Genomic DNA, 19733 nt, shown 5'->3' with positions numbered 1-19733 from the left:
AACCGGCGCGGCGGCGGTTTTTCAGACCTTGTTCGGCATTCCTTGCCGCAGCCCGTATCCTTAGCCGGACGGGCCGGCTATAGAGGCCGAATGAGCGACAAGCCAGGCACCCCGAAAGACACGCATTACGCCAAGCTGCGGCGCGCGCACCGCGACCAGAAGGCCGGCGGCGCGCCGGCATTCCGGCCGCGCCAGCCGGTGGCGCCGGGCGAAGCCCCGGCCGACGGCCTGGTGCGGCTCTATGGTCTGCACACGGTGCGGGCGGCGCTCGACAATCCGCGGCGCAAGATCAAAAAAATGCTGGTGACGCGCAATGCCGCCGAACGGCTGGCGATCGGCGACCTCGCCGCCCTGCCCTTCAAGGCCGAACTGGTCGAGCCGAAGGACATAGATCGGATCACAGGATCGGACGCCGTGCATCAGGGCCTGCTGATCGAGGCCGAGCCGCTCAAGGCCAAGCGCCTTGACGCGCTGGGCGACACCAGCCTGGTGCTGGTGCTGGACCAGGTCACCGATCCGCACAATGTCGGCGCGATCCTGCGCTCGGCGGTTGCCTTCGGCGCCGGTGCGCTGATCACCACGGCCCGCCACAGCCCGCAGGAATCGGGCGTGCTGGCCAAGGCTGCGTCCGGCGCGTTGGAGCACATCGACCAGATCGAGGTGAAGAACCTAGCCGACGCGCTGGGCCAATTGCACGGGGCCGGCTTCCAGACGATCGGGCTCGATTCCGACGGGCCGGCCGAATTGGAGAAGACTTTCTCCGGCGGCAAGATCGCCCTGGTTCTGGGCGCCGAGGGCAAGGGGCTGCGCCAGAAAACGCGCGAAACGGTGACGGCGCTCGCCCGCCTCGACATGCCCGGCGCCATCCGCTCGCTGAACGTTTCCAACGCTGCTGCGGTGAGCCTCTACGCCGCACGCGCTTATCTGAAGCGCGGCTGAAACGACGAACGGGTTCCGCCCGGCGAGGCAGGAACCCGTTCCCAGACAGGAAAAGAGCTGGCGGCGTGGGAACGTTGAGCCGCCCTCTCCTGACCTAAGCTGCTTTGCCCTTGGCCTGTGCCGGCACTTCGGCGACATCGTGGCCCGCCATCCGCTCCAGCGCCCTGACGAGAGCCGAGTGATCCTCCTTGGCCCCGCCATTGGCCGCGCAGGAGTTGAAAAGCTGCTGCGTCGTCGAGGTGTTGGGCAACGCAACGCCGAGCGCCTTGGCGCCTTCCAGCGCCAAATTGAGGTCCTTCTGGTGCAGTTCGATGCGGAAGCCCGGCGCGAAGGTTCGCTTGATCATACGCTCGCCATGCACTTCGAGGATACGGGAAGCCGCGAGCCCGCCCATCAGCGCCTGCCTGACCTTGGCCGGATCGGCGCCTGCCTTCGATGCGAAGACGAGAGCCTCGCCTACCGCCTCGATGGTCAGCGCCACCACGATCTGGTTGGCGACCTTGGTAGTCTGGCCGACGCCGTTCGGACCGACCAGCGTGATGTTCTTGCCCATCTTCTCGAACACCGGCCTGGCGCGCTCGAACGCCTTTTCGTCGCCACCGACCATGACGGTGAGCGAGGCAGCCTTGGCGCCGACCTCGCCGCCGGAGACCGGCGCATCGAGATAGTCGCAGCCGAGGTCGTTGATCTTCTTCGCGAATTCCTTGGTGGCGATCGGCGAGATCGAGCTCATGTCGATGACGAGCTTGCCCTTGGACAGGCCCGAAGCGACGCCGTTCTCGCCGAAAAGAACGTCGGCAACCTGCGGGGTGTCCGGCACCATGGTTATGATGATGTCGGCGGCCTTGGCCACCGCATTGTGGCCGGTGACGGATTTGAGACCTTTGGCGACGAGGTCGGCCGGCGGTTTCGAGCGATGGTCGCTGGCGACGACCGCGTAGCCGGCGTCGAGCAGATGCCCAGCCATCGGCGCGCCCATGATGCCGAGGCCTATGAAGCCGATGGTTTCCATTGTTTTTGCTCCTTGGGATTCTTCGCTTAAATTTGTCGCAAGGCCGGCGCTGCCCCTCATCCGCCTGCCGGCACCTTCTCCCCGTATAGAGACGGGGAGAAGGAAGCTGTCAGGCCGCCGCACTCCCTTGTCCCGCAATCTCCTGGAACCAGCCTAGCCCCTGTTCCGTACCGGCCTTCGGCTTGTATTCGGCGCCGATCCAGCCGGAATAGCCGAGCCGGTCGATATGGTCGTAGAGGAAGGGATAGTTGATCTCGCCCGTCCCCGGCTCGTGACGGCCGGGATTGTCCGCAAGCTGGATATGCGCGATGCGGGGAAGATTGGCCTCGATGGTCCGGGCGAGATCCCCCTCCATGATCTGCATGTGGTAGATGTCGTATTGCAGGTAGATGTTCTTGGAGCCGACGCGGTCGATCAGCGCCAGCGCCTGATCCGAATAATTGAGGAAAAAGCCCGGGATGTCGCGGGTGTTGATCGGCTCGATCAACAGCTTGATGCCGGCCTGCTCCAGTTTTTCCGCCGCGAAGGCGAGGTTTTCGGCGAAGACGTTTTCCAGCACGGTCCGGTCGGCGCCCTGCGGCGCGATGCCGGCAAGGCAGTTGATCTGCTCGCAGCCCAGCGCATGGGCGTAGCTGATCGCCTTGGCGACGCCTTGGCGGAATTCCGGCACGCGATCGGGCAGCACCGCGATGCCCCGCTCGCCCCTACCCCAGTCGCCGGCCGGCAGGTTGAACAGCACTTGGCTGAGGCCGTTCTTCTTCAGGCGCGCGGCGACCACATCAGGCGCATTGTCATATGGCCCGATATATTCGACGCCCTTGAAGCCGGCGCGGGCGGCGGCGTCGAAGCGGTCGAGGAAGTCGTGCTCGCCGAAGAGCATCGACAAATTGGCTGAAAAACGCGGCATTCTTCTTCTCCTTTTCCGCTCAGCTTAATCCAACATCACGATGGCGGTCGGCGCATCTTCGTGACTTTCGGCAAGGTCCTCGAATTCCGTGATCTTGTCGATTTCCGTGCCCATCGAAATGTTGGTGACGCGCTCGAGGATGAATTCGAGAACGACCGGCACCTGGTGCTCCTTCATCAGCCGCTGCGCTTCCTTGAAGGCGCCGGCGAACTCTTCCGGCTTCCTCACGCGGACCGCCTTGCAGCCCATCGCCTCGGCGACGGCGACATGGTCGACGCCGTAACCCGCCTCGGGATCGTCCTTGCGGTTGACGTTCTCGAAGGCAAGGCTGACCTCGTAATCCATCGAAAAACCGCGCTGCGCCTGGCGGATGAGGCCGAGATAGGCATTGTTCACGACGACATGGATGTAGGGCAGCTTGTGCTGCGCGCCCACCGCCAGTTCCTCGATCATGAACTGGAAATCATAGTCGCCGGAGAGCGCGACGATGGCGCGGTCCGGATCTGCCGCCCGCACGCCGAGTGCTGCCGGCAGCGTCCAGCCAAGCGGGCCGGCCTGGCCGCAATTGATCCAGTTGCGCGGCTTGTAGACATGCAGGAACTGCGCGCCGGCGATCTGCGACAGGCCGATGGTGGTGACATAGGTGGTGTCGCGGCCGAAGGCCTTGTTCATCTCCTCATAGACGCGCTGCGGCTTCAGCGGCACCTGCTCGAAATGCGTCTTGCGCTTCATGGTCTTCTTGCGGCCCTGGCATTCCTTGGCCCAGCCCGACCAGTCGCGCAGCTTGCCGGCCGTGCGCCATTCGGTGGCGACGTCGAGCAGGATCTTCAGCGCCGCGCCCGCATCCGAGACGACGCCGAGGTCCGGCGCGAAGACACGGCCGATCTGGGTTGGCTCGATGTCGACATGGATGAACTTCTTGCCCTTGGTGTAGACGTCGACCGAGCCGGTGTGGCGGTTGGCCCAGCGGTTGCCGATGCCGAAGACGAAGTCGGCCGCCAGCATTGTCGCATTGCCGTAGCGGTGCGAGGTCTGCAGGCCGCACATGCCAGCCATCAGCCGGTGGTCGTCGGGGATCGCGCCCCAGCCCATAAGCGTCGGGATGACCGGAACGCCGGTGATCTCGGCGAATTCGATCAAAAGGTCCGAGGCATCGGCATTGATGATGCCGCCACCGGCGACGATCAGCGGCTTTTCCGCTTCGTTGAGCATCGCAAGCGCCTTCTCAGCCTGGACGCGCGTCATCGCCGGCTTGAAGGGGGCGAGCGGCTCATAGGCGTCGATGTCGAATTCGATCTCGGCAAGCTGGACGTCGAGCGGCAGGTCGATCAGCACCGGACCCGGCCGCGAGGAACGCATCAGATGGAACGCCTTCTGCAGCGCCATAGGCACCAGATAGGGCTCCATGACCGTGACCGCCCATTTGGCGACGGGCGCCGCAATGGAAGCGATGTCGACCGCCTGGAAGTCTTCCTTGTTCAGCCGGGCGCGAGGCGCCTGGCCGGTGATACAGAGGATCGGAATGGAGTCGGCCGAAGCCGAATAGAGGCCGGTGATCATGTCGGTGCCGGCCGGACCGGAGGTGCCGATGCAGAGCCCGATATTGCCGGCCTTGGCGCGGGTATAGCCTTCGGCCATATGCGAGGCGCCCTCGACATGGCGTGCCAGCACGTGGCGGATGGTGCCGCGCGCCTTGAGCGCCGAATAGAGCGGGTTGATCGCCGCGCCCGGCACGCCGAAGGCATTTGTGATGCCTTCCTTTTCGAGAACGAGAACCGCCGCGTCGACGGCGCGCATCCTGGCCATAGCAAGCCTCCATTTCGTTGGTTGGCTTGACAATGCCAAAGCGGTTTCGATTTTTCAATTTTTTCAGAATATTTTTTCATTTCTAGAAAACACGCACTATGCATTGATTTTATGTGGTTTTCCGTTTTCCAGAAATTCACCCTGATAAATCGATGAAAAACTTTTTCATTGCACGCTGCGAGAAATGGGCGAGAATGGCGGGCATGGAAACCACCGAGAAACGCCAGCGCGGCAGGCCGCGCGCTTTCAACGGCCCTTCGGAAGCGGCTTCGGTGCAGTCGCTCGACCGGGCGCTGCGCATCCTGGCGATCGTGGCTGAATCAAGCGGCCTGTCGCTCAGCGAAATCGCGGCGCAAAGCGGGATCGCCGCCTCCACCGCCTACCGGATGCTGACGACGCTTGAGAACCACGGCATGGTCGAATTCGACACGACCGACCAGCTCTGGTCCGTCGGCGTCGAGACTTATCGGATGGGCGCCGCCTTCCTGCGCCGCAGAAAGCTTGTCGACCGCGCCCGCATCGTCATGCAGGAGCTTATGGAAAGGACCGGCGAGACCGCCAATCTCGGTGTCGCCGAGGACGATTGCGTCGTCTTCGTCAGCCAGGTCGAGACGCATCAGGCGATCCGCGCCTTCTTCCGGCCGGGCACACGCAGCCCGTTCCATGCGTCCGGTATCGGCAAGGCGGTGCTGGCGCATCTCGAACCGGAACGGGTCGCGGCGATCCTGCGCAAGGCCGGCCTGCAACGCTATACCGACAAGACGCTGTCCGACATTTCGGCCCTCGCCCACGATCTTGCCACCATCAAGCATCGCGGCTGGTCGGTCGACGACGAGGAACGCCATCCCGGCATGCGCTGCGTGGCCGCCGCGATCTTCAACGAATATGGCGAGCCGATCGGCGGCGTTTCGGTGTCCGGCCCGACGGTCCGGGTCACGCCCGAGCGGCTGGCCGAGATCGGCCCGCTGGTGCGCGAGGCCGCGACGGAAGTGACCAAGATGATCGGCGGCGCGAAGGCAGGCTGAGAAAATCGCCCTGCGATTTCTCACGATCAGCCGCCCGGCAAGGCGCTCCTGGTCGCTATGGCGAAGAAGTCGAGCAGAATCGCGCCGCCCACGCCACACGCCGTGAAGACAAGCCCGGTGATGAAGATGCGGTTGGCGCGTTCGAAAATGCGGCGCTGCAGGGATTTGATGTCGAGCAGCATGGCAAGCGCCCGCATCTGCAGCGCGATGCCGACCAGGATCGGCAGCACGGCGATCAGATGATAGGCCTGCCAAGGGATCGGATTGGCGGCCCAATGGGTAATGAAGCCCAGCGAGAATGCAAGCAGAATGCCGACCGTGGTCACGGTGCCGTTGCGAAACGTCGTCTCGACCAGTTCTTCCTTCGGAGCCTGCTCGTCCAAGCCACCCTCCCCTCGCATTGGCCGTCGAGGCCAGATTAGACGCTTGCAAAATCGCTGTACACCGCCGGTCCCATGGACTGCACCGTCTTGCCGCTGCTCTATCTCTTTGTTTTGACGCAATTCCGCGCGGAAAACCGCTACACACTTTTCCTGGAATTGCTCCAGCAGGCGTATGAAAGGGCGTGCATGCGGAAAACGGTCCGGCTTTTGCTCCTCGCGACGCTTTGCGGCTGCGCGGCGACGCCACCACCTCGGGCACCTCAGCCGGATGCGGCGAGCCAGCGCGTCGACCCTATGCCGATCTCGCTGGCATTGGAGGAAATTGTCACCGCTGGTGTGCGGCCGCACTTGAACAATCCCCTCGCCGCCAGATTCGGCAGCATGCTCGCCGGCGAGCGGACCCTGGACGGCCGCCAGGAGATCGTTGTGTGCGGCTCCGTCAACGACAAGGCCGGCGGCGACAAGGTTTTCTCGGCAAAGGTCTACCCGGATGCCGGAAACAGCTTCGAGCTGGTGGCGATCGACGACGGCTCGCCGAATGCCAGGTCTCGGGTTGCCGGCACATGCCGCGATGCCGGCCTTGCAGTGCCCGCCGCCGACCAGAAGGCCTGAAGACGCATCAAGGACGCCAGTTCGGATCGGGCTTTGCCCTCGCGTCCGCCAGTGAGGCTTAACAAGAAAAGGGGCTGAGCGCAGCCCCTCTTTCCTGTCGTCGGCTCGTTCTCGCTTACAGCCTGCAGGTGCGCGGGCCATCGTAGCTCATATAGGTGTCCGAGCCTGCATCGTAGGTCGCGTAGCGAGCGTAGCAGCGGCGGATGTGGATCGATTCGTAGTCGTCTTCGACATAGACCGTACGTGGCTGCTGCGCGAGCAGGCTGCCGAGCACGAAGCCGCCGACGCCCGCGGCGATGCCGATGCCGAGCTCGCGATTGTGATGGTGATGCCAGGGATTGGCAGCCGAAGGCTGGACTGTCCCGACGAGCGAGCCGGCGGCGACGGTGCTGGCGATGAGGGCGGAAACGATGGTGCGCTTGAACATAATAATCTCCTTGGTTTCGCGGGGGAGGCGAACCATCCGCCTCTTGATCATGGGTCGCGGCGTCCAAGAAAAAGGTTCGAAGATTTTTTTGGATTTTTTTCGTCGAGCCTTTGGCGCGCGCTTTCGGTCGCCGATTGGACCAGTTCCTGAATACGAAAAGGGCGGCCCTCAGGCCGCCCTTCGAAGACAAATGGTCTTCTCGTCAGAGGAAGATGATCACCTTGCCGTGGTGGTGATGCTTGTGATGGTGATTGTGGTGCCACCACCACCACGGCTTGCCGTGATGATCGTGGTGATGATGATGCTTGTGGTGGTGGTGATGATGGTTGCCATGAGCCGAGGACGTTTCGACCGTGGCGGCGAGCGCGCCGGTGGCGACGAAAACGGCAATGAGGCCCGACGTCAGTGTACGCTTCAACATGATGATCTCCTGGATCCTTGATCGAGGCGACCATTCGCCTCTCGGGAGATCAGTCGTGGCGGAGCTGCAAAAGGTTCGAAGGGTTTGAGTGAGTAGTGGTTAGTGAGTAGTCAGTGGCTAACACCGACGGAGCCTCGTATTCACTACTGACTATTCCCTACTCACTCACTTCACCCCATCCCGGTGACATGCCGCAGCCAGAACGCCAGCACGATGAAGCCGATGAAGGTGGCGACGCCGGTCCAATCGATGTTGGCCTTCTTCAAATCGCCGATGGCCTTCACCAGGAGAAGCCAGGCCACGACGACAAGCGGCAGGATGATGACGAACCTGATCATGCGGCACCCCGTTCGATGCAGTTGCACCTGCACGAGATGTAGGAAGCCAACCGTCGGTTTTCATCACCATGACCTGAGCGCGGCCGAGGGGGGTCATCAGCAACCCGAAACGGAGTTTTATCTTTACTGGCGTAGGAAATATGCTACCGGAGCACCATGCCCTTGTAGCTCAGCTGGTAGAGCAGCGGTTTTGTAAACCGAAGGTCGCGGGTTCGATCCCTGCCGGGGGCACCATTCCTTCGCCCCGAGAAGCCTTGCGTTCCGGCAAGGCCGAATGATCCAGTCGATGCTGCGCGCCGCTTCGACGCTAAGGCGCAACGCTAGGCTCCTCACCGTTTTACCCGTCAACAGAATCTTAGGCAAAACGATGCAGTTTTGGCTGTCGGCCGTGCCGATGCTGGACCCGGATCATGCTCGAACATCTGCGCACGGGCGATTGGCTGACCCGGGAACGGGTCCGCATCATCGCTGTCACTTTGCTGACCTTTTATGTCCTGATGATGGGCTTCCTGTTCGCGACCTCGAACGGGCGCGTCGATCGTTTTGATCGTCCCTTGGGCACTGACTATTCGCAAGTCTGGACGGCAGGGCGCTTCGTGCTTGAAGGTCATCCGGAAAAGCCCTTCGACAACGCGGCGCATCTACGCCGGCAGCAAGAGTATTTCTCGCCAACGTCGGGCTTCTTTCACTGGGGCTATCCGCCTTACTTCCTGGTCGTCGCCGCGTTCTTCGCCCTGTTCCCCTATGCCTTATCGCTGCTGTTGTGGCAGGCGTCGACCTTGCTGCTCTACCTGACGGCGGTACGTCGCATTGTGCCCATCCAGGACTGCCTGTTGGTGGCGGCGGCTTTTCCCGCGGTCTTCATCAATGTCGGCCATGGACACAACGGCTTTCTGAGTGCCGGCTTGATGGGTCTGGCATTGTTGGCGCTGGAGCGGCGGCCGGTCGTGGCCGGTATCCTGTTTGGCTTGCTCGCCTATAAGCCGCAGTTCGGTCTGCTCATTCCCATCGCGCTTCTCGCCGGTGGCCACTGGCGCGCGATCGTTGCCGCGGGCGCAACGATCGTCGCGATGACCCTGGCAACGGTGTGGGCCTTCGGTTGGGAAACCTGGCGCGGTTTCTTCGATATGATGCATTTCTCGCGCGTCGTCATTTCCGAACAAGGCGCAACTGGCTGGTATAAGATTCAAACCATTTTCTCAGCGGTGCGCATGTGGGGCGGCTCGATCCCGCTCGCCTATGGCGTGCAGGCTATCTCTACTTTTGGTTGCGCCGCGATCATCGCCTGGATGTGGTTTGCCCGCGTCGACCGCCGGCTGGCGGCGGCCGCCTTGATGACCGGCGCTCTTCTGTCGACACCCTATGCGCTGGACTATGACATGATGCTGCTCGGGCCGGCCTTGGCTTTCGTTATCGCCCATAGGCTGGAAAAAGGTTTTGCGCCCTGGGAGAAAACGACCCTTGCGGTGATCTGGGCCACACCGTTGTTGGCCCGTGACCTGACCATGGCGACTTTCATTCCTGTCGGACAGATCGCGATGATCGTCTTCTTGGCGCTGATCTTGCGTCGCGCATGGCCCAACGCGAGACAGGACCCTGTCGCGGCGACCGGCGCATTGCCGTCGATGCCACGCTGACCCTGCCGCCGGATGGCGGCTCGCCTCGTCATGCCATGCCGATCGCCGTCACCAATATCCTGTTCTGCCGTCGTATCGCCGCCCTACGCCGAGGATGTCGCCCTTGTTCTGGCAGTAATCATAGATGGTGCCGATCGAGACCTCGTCTTGCGCGGCGATCGCCTCCATCTTGGCGCCTTCATAGCCTGCCTCGCGAAAAAGCGCGGTGGCCGCATAGATGATGCGACGGTGCCGGTCCGCCTGGCGCAGAAACGGCAGGCCGGCTGCCATCTTCGGCGGTGACCCGGATCAAGGCACCAATTCGAAATGCCGCGGAAACGCCTGATGCAACAGCAGCAGCGTCGTCTTGCGCAGCACGTTGGTGTCACGGCCGGAAGGGTTCAGGTGATCCCAATACCAGGCTCCATGAACCAGGTAGTTCAGGCTCTCCGACAGGGTGTGTATGTCGACGCCGGTATAGCCGCCGCTAATCGAAATCTCGACGAGCAGCTCACGCGCCTCGGCGGTGTAGGTAAGATCGCCGGGCAGCCCGATTTCGGTATAGAGCTGCATGCTTTTGCGATCGCTGGAGAAGACGACAAAAACCGAAACCCAGCTCGGATGCTGCTGGGCAAAACGTTGCGCGCACTCCACCGCGCCCATCATCCTCTCCACCGGCGACAATCCAGCCGCGCGCACCAGGCTTGCCCATAATTCGTCGTAGCGGTCGCTGAGGTACTGCAGGACGGCCCGAAACAGATTCTCCTTGTTGCGGAAATGGAAAACGACCAGCGCGTTGGATGAGCCAACCTGTTCGGCGATGCGCTGCATGGTGACGCTCGCCAGGCCTTCCTCGGCGATCAGGTCGATGGTGGCATCGATGATGCGCTGGACACTCGCCTCGCCGCGCTCTCGACGGCGGTCCTTCGGCGCGGCATTAGCGGAGATGCCCTTGACCGTCGCTGCCTTCAGTTTCTGCACTTCGGCGTTCGCCCTGCGCTGCGCCATTTCATTCGGCCCTCTCGAACCCGCGTCGAATCTCCGCGCCATCATTACCGGGCCAGGAGATCAAGCGCCATGCGACGCTCAACGCGGCGGACGTGTCTTTGCATCCGTGTACCATTGGCCTTGCGCCGTTTCATAGGCCAACGCCGCCCTGAAAACGTCAGCATCGCAGTAGGTGCGGCCGACGATCTGGATACCGGTCGGCACGCCGTTTGCCGCCCGGCCCGAAGGCAGGGAGAGAACCGGACAACGGCTCATCATGTTGAAAGGCGTGGTCATTGCCCAACCGAGCGACGGGTTCACTGTCTTGCCGTTGATCTCGACGGTATCGCGGGTCTGGTCGAAATCGGCCGGCACTGCCGGGATAGCGTTGGTTGGACAGATGAGCACGTCGTACTTTTCCAGCAATGGACCGAGCGTCCGGTACATCCGGGCCGCCACATCGAGGCTTGCGACAAAGTCCGCGGCCTTTGAAGTTCGCCCGCTCTCGGCGAATTTCCGGGCATAGCTCGTCATCTCGCTGCCATGCTCATCGAGAAGTTGCGACAGTGAGCCGCCGAAGAGATGTTCCAGATAGGCCATGCCGGCCTTCAGTACCTCTTCACCCCAGCCGAGATCGACTTCCTCGACCGATGCCCCCAGCGACCGGAAAACGTCGCAGGCCGCAAGGGTGTTCCTGCGCACTTCAGGGTCAACCTCAAAGGAGCCCAGGTCCATCGAGAAGGCAATTTTCCAGCCCTTGATCGGCTTGTACTCGAGCGGCAGGCGCAGTTTCGGGCGCAGCGTGGCGATGTCGAGCGTGCTCGGTCCGGCCATGACATTCTGCAGCAGGATGGCGTCCCTGACATTTCGTGCAAGCGGGCCTGTGTGGCAGTAGAAATCGAGGTTGAAGGGCGGCTCGTCGGGATTGCGGCCGTAAGGCGGCTTGTAGCCGACGAGACCGCAGGCCGACGCCGGAATGCGGATCGATCCGCCAATATCCGAACCGGTTGCGATCGAAGATGTCCCAGATGCCAATGTTGCAGCCGCCCCGCCGGACGAGCCGCCAGGTGTGAAATTGGGGTTCCACGGATTGCGGGTGACGCCCCATCGCCGCGACCAGGTATAGCCGGCACAACAGAATTCCGGCGTTGCCGTACGTGCGTGCACGATGCCGCCGGCTTTGATGATGCGCTCGTTTGTCGTCGACGTATGGCCGCCGATGGCGTCCCTGGAGAGCAGCGAACCGTGAGAGGTCGGTTTGCCCTTTATGTAACTCTCGTCCTTGATGCCGATCGGCAGCCCCTCGAGCGCTCCGGTCCTTGCACCTTTGGCGTATTTCGCCTCGGCCTTTATGGCCAGCGCCATCGCCTCGTCGAAATGCTCGAAGGTAAAGCAGTTGATCGACGCCTTAGTCGCCACCGCGCGGTCGATGGTTGCCTGCATCAGTTCGACGGGCGAAAGGGTTTTTGCTTTGAACCGCCGCAGCGCTTCGCTGGCCGGCATGTAGCAGAGATCGAGATCGGTCATGAAACTCTCCCGCGATGGCTGGATCGCGCTTGGAGCGAAGGAGAGCCGGGCCGCCTCGCAGCCCGGCATTTGTTGCTGGATATGCCCGGCGTCTATTTTTGCAGCTCTGTCCAGATTCTCGTGTAGAGCGCCTGCACTTCCGGCGAGCAGGTCTGCATGAATTTGCCCTTGGCGGCGAATTCGGCCGGAACATTCAATTCCGGCGCTTCCGTCATGTCCGCGGGCATGAAGGCCTCGGATCCCTTGATGCCGTTGCCATAGCGGGCGAAGGCCGAGATCAAAGCGGCGTTCTCAGGGGCCATGATGAAGTTCTGGAACAGTTTTGCGTTCTCGACATTTTTGGCGTCCTTGAGAACAGCGACATTGTCCATCCAGATCGGATAGCCTTCCTTTGGGTATCCATAGGCGATCTTGTCGTTTTGCAGCCGCTGGCGCAGCGAAATGCCGTTCCAGTTGACGCCGGCCGCTATGTCGCCCTTGCCCAGGCCATCGACGGCGCCATAGTCAAACGAAAGCCATTTCGCCTTCGCCTCGACCAGCTTGTCGCGCACCTTCTTCAGGAGTTGCTTGTCATCGGTACAATACTCGCCGCCTTCATAGGCGATGGCGAGGTACATGATGTCACCCATTTCAGGCACGACATTGATCTTGCCGACAAGCTCGGGCGGCGGGTCGAGAAAAATTGCTGATGTATTGATATCGCCGGAATAGACGGATTTGTTGACCGATACACCAGTCGTACCCCACTGCCATGGCACAGTGTATTTGTGGCCGGGATCGAAAGGAACATCGACCCATTTCGGATCCATATTCTTGAAATTCTCCATCTTGCTTGGATCGGTCTCAAGCAGCAATCCCTCACTGATCCAGATCGGGATGACGCTGGCCGAGGGCACGACAATGTCGTAGCCGGCTCCGCCCTGCCGAACCTTGGCGAGCGCGGTATCATTGGAATCGAAGTCGGTGATGGTGACCTTGACCTTGTAGGTCTCCTCGAATTTCTTGATCAGGTCGGGGCTGGTGTAGTTACCCCAATTGTAAATGTTGAGCTCGCCGTCGGCTCGAGCCGCGCCCGTAGCGGCCAGCAGCGAAAGCCCGATGGCCGTAGCGCTCAGTTTCCAGTTCATGTCTTGCTCCCATTGTTGGGACCAGCGGTCAAAATGGCCTCAGGTCCGTTTCCTGCTGACAAAGAAGAAAACCGTGACGATACCGACCGACAGCGCTAGAAAGACCGTCGAGATAGCGTTGACTTCGGGTGTGACGCCTCGCCGGATCTGGCCGAGCATGTAGGTCGGCAACGTGTCCTGGCCGCCCGACTTGATGAATTCGGTTATGACGACGTCATCGAGCGACACGACGAAGGCTAGCATCAGCCCCGCCAGGATGCCGGGCCACAGCAGCGGGAAAGTCACGTGCCGGAAGGTCCGTGATGGCGTCGCGTAGAGATCGGACGCCGCCGTCTCAAGCGACAGGTCCATGTTTTCGAGGCGCGCCCGGATCGGCAGATAGGCGAAAGGCACGCAGAAGGCGGTGTGCGCTGCGATCAGATAGCCAAGGCCAGAATAGCCGGTCCAGATCTTGATGCGCGAGAACACGATCAGCAGTGCCACCGCCGTGACGATCTCCGGCACCATCAGCGGCTGGTTGATGACGGCGTATTTGAAGGTCAGCCCCGGATACGGCCTGGTCCGTGTCGTCGCCAACGCTGCCATCGTTGCTGCCACCGTGGCTAGAATTGCGGCGACGCTGGCGATCTGGAAAGATCGGATCGAGGACTCGATTACCAGCGTGTTGTTCCACGCGACGTGGAACCAGCGCAGCGAAAAACCTTTCCAGATCGAGAGCGAATCGTTGTTGTTGAACGCGTAGACGACGAGCGTCACGATCGGCAGATAAAGCAGGACGAAACATAGGATCGCCATGGTGACGAAACCGGTCTGCTGGCGAACATCGAAGCGCTTAACCATGGTCGCCATCCAACCGTGTCGTGTTGCGGACGTAGACCAGCAATGCCACCATCACTATCGCCATCAACGAGATCGATAGCGCGGCGCCCAGCGGCCAGTTTCGACCCTGACCGAATTGCAACTCGATCAGATTGCCGATCATCAGATTGGTGCCGCCGCCCAGCACGCGTGGCGTCACATAGGCGCCGAGCGAAGGAATGAAGACGAGGATGGAGCCTGCCACGACGCCCGGCTTGACCAGCGGGATGATGATGCGCCGAAGCACCTGGAAGCGCGTCGCATAGAGATCGTAGGCGGCCTCGACCAGACGGAAATCTATCTTCTCCATGCTGGCATAGAGCGGCAGCACCATCAGCGGCAGGAATACATAGACCATCCCGAGCAGGACGGCGAAGTTCGTGTACAGGAGCTGGACGGGATGGTCGGTGATACCGAGCAGTTGAAGCGTCGAATTGATGATGCCGTCGTTTCGCAGCACCTCTTCCACCGCAAAGGTTCGGATCAGAAGGTTCGTCCAGAACGGAATTGTGATGAGGAACAGCCAGATTTCGCGCCGGCCTTCGGGTCGGGTAGCGATGAAGTAGGCGGTCGGAAAGCCGAAGATCAGAGTGAGGATCGTCGTGAGGGCCGACAGCGACACCGAGCGCCAGAATATCAACAGATGCGCGCCGGCGAGCGATAGTGTGTCGTCGAAGACATCGCGCTCGAGCAGCACGTTCACCCAGGCGTCGATGGAGAACTGCCACTTCACGTCGCCGTAATTGCCTGGCGTCAGGAATGAATAGACGACGACGATCAGCAGCGGACCGACCGCGGCAAGGAAAACGATCAGCAGCGCCGGAGCGGAGAGCAGCCAGCGTGACCGGATATCGTCACGTTCTGCCTTTTCGGCGACTTCGCTCGCGTTTGCCATGAGCTAATCTCTCAGCACTTGCGCGACGTTGTTGCCGATCGAAATACCGACTCTGTCGCCGCGCTGGAAACCGCAGCTTGCGCTGCGCGCGTTCTGCTGTCGGACGGTGAAGGCCTCGCCGCCATCCAGGTGGACGTGGATATTCGTGTCGGTACCGAAATAGACAATGTTGTCGACCGTTCCCGACAGATCGCCTGCCCCACTGATCAACCTGGCGTGTTCAGGCCTGACGACGATTGTGGCGCTGCCATTCGGCTGAAATCCTTCGGCCACGGTCGCATCGATCGTGGCGCCGGATTGCAGCGTTGCACGTACCTTGCAATCGCCGGTGACGGTGATGGCCGCCGTGAGGAAGTTCGTCTCGCCGATGAAATTGGCCACGAAGCGTTCGGCCGGCCTGCCGTAAATGTCCCCGGGCGTGCCGACCTGACGGATTCTGCCGGCCGACATCACCGCGATCCTGTCCGACATGGTCAGCGCCTCTTCCTGGTCGTGGGTGACGAAGATGAAGGTGATGCCGGTCTCGTGCTGCAAGCGTTTCAACTCGATCTGCATTTCCTTGCGCAGCTTGTAATCCAGGGCCGACAGCGGCTCGTCGAGCAGAAGCACTTTCGGTTGCGGCGCGAGCGCCCGCGCAAGCGCTACGCGCTGCTGCTGGCCGCCTGAGATCTGGCTGGTGCGACGGTTGCGCAACGCTTCCATGTGGACGAGCCTGAGCATCGCGTCGACACGGGCGTCGATAAAAGCCTTCGGCTTGCCCAGCATCTTCAGGCCAAAACCGATGTTTTCGGCCACTGTCATGTGCGGGAACAGCGCGTAGCTCTGGAAGACGGTATTCACCGGGCGTTTGTAGGGTGGCAGCTGCGCGATATCCTGGCCGTGCAGCAGGATTTCGCCGGCGGTGGGGAAATCGAAACCCGCAATCAATCTCAGCAGCGTGGTCTTCCCGCAGCCCGACGGGCCGAGCAGCGTGAAGAATTCATTTTCGCTGATGGAGACCGAGACGTTGTCCAGAGCCCTGATAGCGTTCTGGCCCGTGCCCGCGAACAGTCTCGTGACGCCCCTCGCCTCGATGGCGGGTTGTGTGGCTCGCAACATATTCCCCTCTCCTGGTGGCCATTCACCGACGGAATCACGGCTGGCCAGCTCGGTCTCTTTGACCAAAAATAACTATGACTAAATATACAGTCAATATCTTTTCGGCATGCACCGAGTGGCGGTGCATCGGGGCTTGAAACCGCAACCCTATCGAAGACATGACCGAACGGAGGCCCATACCCATCCCGCTTGTCACGGTGGATTTCAGGCTTCTGCTCGGCGAACCGCCGATGCCCTGCCGGGCACAAACAGAGCTGTCCCCTAAAGAAATAGACGACAGTCCAGGACGTTCGACCGGCAAGGCAGATGCCTGCCCCGGATAGACACGACCACTGCCCGCTTCAACAGTTACTGACATCGAAGTATATTAGTAATGTATAATATAATCTGCGTAACGGAAGGTGTTTGTTGCCTTGGCGTACGGAACCTTTTGAAGCGGCCGAGTTTGATGTAATGCGACAAATCAACAAAGCAGCAAGACAGAAAAGCAGCCAAACGACGTATGAATCTCGTCGCCAATTCTCCTGTTTCGGTCGACCACGGCAATCTTGTGATCGTCAGAGCCGGCGACAGCTCATTGCACCGTGGTTGGGGCGCTGACGAGCCCGGATGCAGATTCGACCTGATCGTAAGTTACTATGGGTCCGATCCATCGGCCTTTCGCCTGCCATATGAAAGACGCGTGGATCGGAAGGGCGGGAAGTGGGACGGCCTCTTTGCGCTGTTCAGCCAGCAGCCGGATCTGCTGCAGCGCTACCGGTATTTCTGGCTGCCGGATGACGATCTTGAAACCGATCGCAAAACGATCGAGGGCGTTTTTGCAAACATGCGCCGCTTCGACCTCGATGTCGCGCAACCCTCCCTGACACTCGACAGCTATTTTTCGCATTTGCCGCTCATGCGGTGCGACAGCTTCGAGCTGCGCTTCGTGGACAAGGTCGAGATCATGGCTCCGTGCATCAAGGCCGACCTGCTGGCCAAGGTGCTTCCTCTCTTCGAGGATTCAATGAGCGGGTTCGGGCTCGACAAGCTCTGGACACGTCTTGCCACCGACAATCGACGCAAGTCCGCGGTGTTCGACAGTCTCTCGGTTCGCCACACGCGCCCCGTCGGGACCGCGCTCGCCAAGGCCATGCAGCAAAGCGGACTGACGCGCGAAGCGGAGTACATGCAACTGCGGGCCAAGTACGACCTCGATGGAGTGTTTTATCCGATCTCCTATGAGGCCGTGGATAGAAAGGGCTGCCTCTGGCGATCGAAGACCGCGATCGGCGTTCGCATGGCTCTGGACTATGCCTTCGGGCTGAAGGCGTTCAGGGTGAGTTTGCGTAGACCGATCAAGACACTGTGGCGGCATGTCCGCTGGCAACGCTCCAAGGCTGCAGAACTTTCGACCATCGTGCTCGACCTGCCTGCCGCCCGCACCAACAATCAGGCGACGGCATGTTGAACGGCACCGATCTTCTCATCGTCGGCGCCGGATTCTATGGCGCGACGCTTGCCGAGCGTATTGCGACAAGGCTGGGCCGCCGCGTGCTGGTGATCGACCGGCGCGCCCACATAGGCGGTAACGCCTACACCGAACCAGATCCTGCGACCGGAGCCGAGATCCATCGCTACGGCCCCCACCTCTTCCATACGTCGAACAGGGAGGTCTGGGACTATCTGCAACTGTTCACGCGGTTCAGTTCCTATCGGCATCGGGCGTTTTCGTCCTATCGCGACCAGGTCTATTCGCTGCCAATCAACCTGGCGACGATCTGCCAATTCTTCGGCAGGCGGCTCAGCCCCGATCAGGCGCGAGCGATGATCGTCGAGCAAGCCGCCGAACTTGGAGACCGGCCGCCGGCCAACTTGGAGGAGAAAGCCATCTCGCTTGTCGGGCGCCCGCTCTACGAGGCGTTCATCAAAGGCTACACGGCCAAGCAATGGCAGACCGACCCGCGCGAGCTTCCGCCGCAGATCATTGCGCGCTTGCCGGTGCGCTACACATTCGAGGACGGCTATTTCAACGACCGCTTCCAGGGACAGCCGCTCGACGGCTATACCGCGATCTTCGAGAAAATGCTTGCGCATCCGCTGATCGAGACCAGGACGGGCGTCGACTTCTTCGACATCAAGGGGTCGCTGCCCGAAAACATGCCCATCGCCTACACAGGCGCCATCGACCGTTACTTCGACTATGCCGAAGGAGACCTCGGGTGGCGGACGATCGATATCGAACTCGAGCATTTGGATACGCCGGACTACCAGGGCACCGCGATCATGAATTTCGCCGACGAGGCCGTGCCCTACACGCGCATCGTCGAGTTCAGGCATTTCAATCCCGAGCGCGAACTAAGCAGCGACAAGACGTTGATCGGCCGCGAATTTTCGCGTTTCGCCCGTCGCGGCGACGAGCCCTACTACCCGATCGATACGCGCGCCGACCAGCAAATCTATGAGCGATATCAGGCGCGCGCCCGCAGCCAGGAGAAAAACATCCATTTCGGCGGCCGGCTCGGAACATACCGCTATCTCGACATGCACCAGGCAATCGGCGCGGCGCTCAAGGCATTCGAGACCGTCTTCGTGCCGTATTTCGAAGGACGCTCGGAAACGGTGTCGGTGAGGGGCCGGCTTTCTTAACCTCTGCTGAACCTCGCCAATGCCTGCAAAACGGATTGAGGGGAGATCCCGTTCAATTCACCGAACGTCGGCTTCAGCCCGCGACCGACAAGATCGCGTGCCGTCCACGCCGCATATCTGGTGAATGTCGTGCCGGCTACAATGCCCGTTGCGGACAAGGCGTCCCGGTAGCATCGCCGCATTCGGTAGCCGTCGCATGGGGACGCCTGCTCATCTCTTCGGTGTGCCGAACGAGTTCAGCGAACATCACGGCAAAGCTTCCCATCATCAGGAAGATTATGATCAGACGCGTTACTGGCAATAGACAGGTCTCTCGACTGGTCAGCCCCCGCCAACCCATCCATTGCGGGCTAACATGATCCTCGTGTCTTGACGAGTGTTTAAGCAGCATCTTAACCATTGACGTCATCACATTCGTAACGCGATTGTCACGAAGCGCGATCAAGCTGCCCGAGCCCGTCAAACTGGGCGTCGCCCTGCCCTTCACAGATGCGGGTGACGCATGCTACGCCGTCGCCGGCGCGGCACTTGCAAGCGGCCGCCCTCCGGGAGCCATGAGCACAGCCGCCAGCCGTTTCGCCTTCGTCTCATCCGACACCGACGACGCCCGGGCGGCGCTGGAGACGCTCTCCGCGCGCTACGGCCAGTTGCCGCTCGGCGAAGCCGAGATTGTCATTGCGCTCGGCGGCGACGGGTTCCTTTTGCAAACGCTTCGCGACACGATGAGCACCGGCAAGAAAGTCTACGGCATGAACCGTGGCACCATCGGCTTCCTGATGAACGAATACCGCGCCGGCGGGCTGGAGGAGCGGGTCGCCGCCGCCGTCGCCGAAACCATCCGTCCGCTCGAAATGGTCGCCGAGACGCATGACGGCGAGTCCGTCTCGGCGCCGGCGATCAACGAGGTCGCGCTCTGGCGCCAGTCCTACCAGACGGCAAAGATCCGCATCACGGTGGACGGCCAGGTGCGGCTGGAGGAGCTGAATTGCGACGGCGTCATGATCGCCACCCCGGCTGGCTCCACCGCCTATAATCTGTCAGCGCATGGGCCCATCCTGCCGCTCGACGCACCGCTTCTCGCCCTGACGCCGGTCAGCCCGTTCCGGCCGCCCCCCGCGGGCCGCGCC

20 protein-coding genes, 1 tRNA gene and 1 pseudogene are annotated in these 19733 nt (G+C 61.4%); 8 read left to right on the top strand and 14 right to left on the bottom strand.

Going from position 1 to position 19733, the window contains the following annotated elements; translation table 11 throughout:
- Positions 1-90 precede the first annotated feature (90 nt).
- Complete coding sequence (locus FJ988_RS30160; RefSeq protein WP_140822938.1) at positions 91-939, top strand: RNA methyltransferase; 849 nt, start codon at positions 91-93, stop codon at positions 937-939.
- A gap of 94 nt (positions 940-1033) precedes the next feature.
- Here FJ988_RS30160 and FJ988_RS30155 read toward each other — a convergent pair whose 3' ends face one another.
- From FJ988_RS30155 to gcl, 3 genes are all read right to left on the bottom strand, one after another.
- Positions 1034-1951 (bottom strand): 2-hydroxy-3-oxopropionate reductase, encoded by a 918-nt coding sequence (locus FJ988_RS30155; protein ID WP_140822936.1) that lies wholly within the window; start codon positions 1949-1951, stop codon positions 1034-1036.
- A gap of 109 nt (positions 1952-2060) precedes the next feature.
- Positions 2061-2858 carry a hydroxypyruvate isomerase gene (gene hyi, locus FJ988_RS30150; protein ID WP_140822933.1) on the bottom strand — a complete coding sequence of 266 codons (798 nt, stop codon included), beginning with the start codon at positions 2856-2858 and terminating at the stop codon, positions 2061-2063.
- Positions 2859-2882: 24 nt separating this feature from the next.
- Positions 2883-4664, bottom strand: coding sequence for a glyoxylate carboligase (gene gcl, locus FJ988_RS30145; RefSeq protein WP_140822931.1), 1782 nt, complete (start codon positions 4662-4664; stop codon positions 2883-2885).
- Between the two features lie 203 nt (positions 4665-4867).
- Here gcl and bhcR point away from each other — a divergent pair, with 203 nt between their 5' ends.
- Positions 4868-5689: an HTH-type transcriptional regulator BhcR gene (bhcR, locus tag FJ988_RS30140; protein ID WP_140822962.1), complete on the top strand. Its 822-nt coding sequence runs from the start codon at positions 4868-4870 to the stop codon at positions 5687-5689.
- Positions 5690-5715: 26 nt separating this feature from the next.
- Here the strand turns inward: bhcR and FJ988_RS30135 are convergent, their stop codons facing one another.
- Positions 5716-6072, bottom strand: coding sequence for a hypothetical protein (locus tag FJ988_RS30135; RefSeq protein ID WP_140822929.1), 357 nt, complete (start codon positions 6070-6072; stop codon positions 5716-5718).
- Positions 6073-6159: 87 nt separating this feature from the next.
- On the opposite strand from FJ988_RS30135, the gene FJ988_RS30130 reads away from it, so the two are divergent.
- A complete protein-coding gene (locus tag FJ988_RS30130; RefSeq protein WP_246688702.1) occupies positions 6160-6684 on the top strand; it encodes a hypothetical protein in 525 nt (174 codons plus the stop codon).
- Positions 6685-6799: 115 nt separating this feature from the next.
- Here FJ988_RS30130 and FJ988_RS30125 read toward each other — a convergent pair whose 3' ends face one another.
- From FJ988_RS30125 to FJ988_RS30115, 3 genes are all read right to left on the bottom strand, one after another.
- Positions 6800-7111, bottom strand: coding sequence for a BA14K family protein (locus FJ988_RS30125; protein ID WP_140822927.1), 312 nt, complete (start codon positions 7109-7111; stop codon positions 6800-6802).
- 202 nt (positions 7112-7313) lie between these two features.
- A complete protein-coding gene (locus tag FJ988_RS30120) occupies positions 7314-7532 on the bottom strand; it encodes a hypothetical protein (protein ID WP_140822925.1) in 219 nt (72 codons plus the stop codon).
- Positions 7533-7702: 170 nt separating this feature from the next.
- Positions 7703-7870, bottom strand: a complete 168-nt coding sequence (locus FJ988_RS30115) for a hypothetical protein (RefSeq protein WP_140822922.1) — start codon at positions 7868-7870, stop codon at positions 7703-7705.
- A gap of 158 nt (positions 7871-8028) precedes the next feature.
- On the opposite strand from FJ988_RS30115, the gene FJ988_RS30110 reads away from it, so the two are divergent.
- Together FJ988_RS30110 and FJ988_RS30105 are read left to right on the top strand one after the other, a co-directional pair.
- Positions 8029-8104, top strand: a tRNA-Thr gene (locus FJ988_RS30110).
- A gap of 176 nt (positions 8105-8280) precedes the next feature.
- Complete coding sequence (locus FJ988_RS30105; protein ID WP_140822920.1) at positions 8281-9507, top strand: glycosyltransferase family 87 protein; 1227 nt, start codon at positions 8281-8283, stop codon at positions 9505-9507.
- A gap of 87 nt (positions 9508-9594) precedes the next feature.
- Here FJ988_RS30105 and FJ988_RS30100 read toward each other — a convergent pair.
- The 7 genes and pseudogenes from FJ988_RS30100 to FJ988_RS30070 form a co-directional block, all read right to left on the bottom strand.
- Positions 9595-9777 (bottom strand): annotated as a pseudogene (locus tag FJ988_RS30100) (TetR/AcrR family transcriptional regulator); the annotation flags it as partial.
- A gap of 18 nt (positions 9778-9795) precedes the next feature.
- Positions 9796-10494, bottom strand: a complete 699-nt coding sequence (locus FJ988_RS30095) for a TetR/AcrR family transcriptional regulator (RefSeq protein ID WP_140822918.1) — start codon at positions 10492-10494, stop codon at positions 9796-9798.
- A gap of 78 nt (positions 10495-10572) precedes the next feature.
- Positions 10573-12000, bottom strand: coding sequence for an amidase (locus FJ988_RS30090; protein WP_140822916.1), 1428 nt, complete (start codon positions 11998-12000; stop codon positions 10573-10575).
- A 92-nt stretch (positions 12001-12092) separates the two neighbouring features.
- Entirely contained in the window at positions 12093-13127 is a 1035-nt protein-coding gene (locus FJ988_RS30085; RefSeq protein WP_140822914.1) for an extracellular solute-binding protein, read from the bottom strand.
- 39 nt (positions 13128-13166) lie between these two features.
- Entirely contained in the window at positions 13167-13967 is an 801-nt protein-coding gene (locus FJ988_RS30080; RefSeq protein WP_140822912.1) for an ABC transporter permease, read from the bottom strand.
- Positions 13960-14880 carry an ABC transporter permease gene (locus FJ988_RS30075; RefSeq protein ID WP_140822910.1) on the bottom strand — a complete coding sequence of 307 codons (921 nt, stop codon included), beginning with the start codon at positions 14878-14880 and terminating at the stop codon, positions 13960-13962. Before FJ988_RS30075 ends, FJ988_RS30080 begins: the two co-directional genes overlap by 8 nt.
- Before the next feature lie 3 nt (positions 14881-14883).
- On the bottom strand, positions 14884-15978 hold the full coding sequence (locus FJ988_RS30070; RefSeq protein WP_140822958.1) for an ABC transporter ATP-binding protein: 1095 nt from the start codon (positions 15976-15978) through the stop codon (positions 14884-14886).
- Between the two features lie 502 nt (positions 15979-16480).
- Between FJ988_RS30070 and FJ988_RS30065 the strand changes: the two genes are divergently transcribed.
- From FJ988_RS30065 to FJ988_RS30050, 3 genes are all read left to right on the top strand, one after another.
- Positions 16481-17428 carry a hypothetical protein gene (locus FJ988_RS30065; protein WP_140822908.1) on the top strand — a complete coding sequence of 316 codons (948 nt, stop codon included), beginning with the start codon at positions 16481-16483 and terminating at the stop codon, positions 17426-17428.
- The gene (glf, locus tag FJ988_RS30060; protein ID WP_140822906.1) at positions 17422-18606 is read left to right on the top strand and encodes a UDP-galactopyranose mutase; all 1185 of its coding nucleotides are present in this window, start codon (positions 17422-17424) and stop codon (positions 18604-18606) included. Before FJ988_RS30065 ends, glf begins: the two co-directional genes overlap by 7 nt.
- 554 nt (positions 18607-19160) lie before the next feature.
- Positions 19161-19733 (top strand): NAD kinase (locus FJ988_RS30050; protein ID WP_140822904.1); only part of this gene is annotated, 573 nt, incomplete at its 3' end.

Origin of the sequence: Mesorhizobium sp. CU3 (assembly GCF_006442965.1) — a bacterium.
Taxonomy (GTDB): domain Bacteria; phylum Pseudomonadota; class Alphaproteobacteria; order Rhizobiales; family Rhizobiaceae; genus Mesorhizobium.
Note: the sequence above shows the minus strand (reverse complement) of the source record. Positions and strands in the feature narration are given on the sequence as shown.

Bases quoted from the DNA above. Each gene is read 5' to 3' on its own strand.
- FJ988_RS30160 (WP_140822938.1), top strand. From the start codon at position 91: ATGAGCGACAAGCCAGGCACCCCGAAAGACACGCATTACGCCAAGCTG.
- FJ988_RS30155 (WP_140822936.1), bottom strand. From the start codon at position 1,951: ATGGAAACCATCGGCTTCATAGGCCTCGGCATCATGGGCGCGCCGATG.
- hyi (WP_140822933.1), bottom strand. From the start codon at position 2,858: ATGCCGCGTTTTTCAGCCAATTTGTCGATGCTCTTCGGCGAGCACGAC.
- gcl (WP_140822931.1), bottom strand. From the start codon at position 4,664: ATGGCCAGGATGCGCGCCGTCGACGCGGCGGTTCTCGTTCTCGAAAAG.
- bhcR (WP_140822962.1), top strand. From the start codon at position 4,868: ATGGAAACCACCGAGAAACGCCAGCGCGGCAGGCCGCGCGCTTTCAAC.
- FJ988_RS30125 (WP_140822927.1), bottom strand. From the start codon at position 7,111: ATGTTCAAGCGCACCATCGTTTCCGCCCTCATCGCCAGCACCGTCGCC.
- FJ988_RS30120 (WP_140822925.1), bottom strand. From the start codon at position 7,532: ATGTTGAAGCGTACACTGACGTCGGGCCTCATTGCCGTTTTCGTCGCC.
- FJ988_RS30115 (WP_140822922.1), bottom strand. From the start codon at position 7,870: ATGATCAGGTTCGTCATCATCCTGCCGCTTGTCGTCGTGGCCTGGCTT.
- FJ988_RS30105 (WP_140822920.1), top strand. From the start codon at position 8,281: ATGCTCGAACATCTGCGCACGGGCGATTGGCTGACCCGGGAACGGGTC.
- FJ988_RS30095 (WP_140822918.1), bottom strand. From the start codon at position 10,494: ATGGCGCAGCGCAGGGCGAACGCCGAAGTGCAGAAACTGAAGGCAGCG.
- FJ988_RS30090 (WP_140822916.1), bottom strand. From the start codon at position 12,000: ATGACCGATCTCGATCTCTGCTACATGCCGGCCAGCGAAGCGCTGCGG.
- FJ988_RS30085 (WP_140822914.1), bottom strand. From the start codon at position 13,127: ATGAACTGGAAACTGAGCGCTACGGCCATCGGGCTTTCGCTGCTGGCC.
- FJ988_RS30080 (WP_140822912.1), bottom strand. From the start codon at position 13,967: ATGGTTAAGCGCTTCGATGTTCGCCAGCAGACCGGTTTCGTCACCATG.
- FJ988_RS30075 (WP_140822910.1), bottom strand. From the start codon at position 14,880: ATGGCAAACGCGAGCGAAGTCGCCGAAAAGGCAGAACGTGACGATATC.
- FJ988_RS30070 (WP_140822958.1), bottom strand. From the start codon at position 15,978: ATGTTGCGAGCCACACAACCCGCCATCGAGGCGAGGGGCGTCACGAGA.
- FJ988_RS30065 (WP_140822908.1), top strand. From the start codon at position 16,481: ATGAATCTCGTCGCCAATTCTCCTGTTTCGGTCGACCACGGCAATCTT.
- glf (WP_140822906.1), top strand. From the start codon at position 17,422: ATGTTGAACGGCACCGATCTTCTCATCGTCGGCGCCGGATTCTATGGC.